Here is a 274-nt window from a genome sequence, read left to right on the forward strand (position 1 = left end):
CCTGGCGATGTCCTACTCTCACATGGGGAGACCCCACACTACCATCGGCGCTATTACGTTTCACTTCTGAGTTCGGCATGGGATCAGGTGGGTCCATAACGCTATGGTCGCCAAGCAAATTCTTTCTCTTTATATAATAAAGAGTATCTGGAAAGCTGTATTGTGTTCTTAATCACATTCAATCTGTTTCTTGCTATCTTAAATCCGTTCAAAACCCCTTGGGTGTTGTATGGTTAAGCCTCACGGGCAATTAGTACAGGTTAGCTCAATGCCT

At 44.5% G+C, this 274-nt stretch carries 1 rRNA gene; it reads right to left on the bottom strand.

Annotation, left to right across the window (positions count from 1 at the left end):
* Window positions 1–115, bottom strand: a 5S ribosomal RNA gene (gene rrf, locus AACV33_RS06255); the annotation flags it as partial.
* Window positions 116–274 lie beyond the last annotated feature (159 nt).

The organism is Aliivibrio sp. SR45-2, from assembly GCF_963890165.1.
Taxonomy (GTDB): domain Bacteria; phylum Pseudomonadota; class Gammaproteobacteria; order Enterobacterales; family Vibrionaceae; genus Aliivibrio; species Aliivibrio salmonicida.